This is a genomic window from Peribacillus sp. SIMBA_075 (genome assembly GCF_046534585.1).
On the sequence record NZ_JAWRYN010000684.1, the window covers coordinates 1 to 269 of the forward strand.

The following is a 269-nucleotide window of genomic DNA, read 5'->3' on the forward strand; positions in this document are numbered from 1 at the left end:
TGGCGATATGTGTTGAATTTGAGCGAGTGTCACTATGCGGTTCACTCGCTCTATATCGGTATGGAAATTGTGGACAGATGGATGGATTATTCGAATTAGACTACAACGATATCGAACTGCTGCTACAAGGTTCTTTTGAGGGTAGCAGTATTCGTATGGATCAGATTGTTCGTGTGAAGAAACGAGCCAGTGACGAAAGAGAGCATCAATTTTTAGCTCTGAAAGCTTTTACAAAGATATGGAGGCATTACAAGGAAACTGGTGAATTC

At 41.3% G+C, this 269-nt stretch carries 1 pseudogene; it reads left to right on the plus strand.

What is annotated here, in order from left to right:
* Positions 1-77 precede the first annotated feature (77 nt).
* A pseudogene (locus tag SB775_RS29925) lies at positions 78-269 on the plus strand (hypothetical protein); the annotation flags it as partial.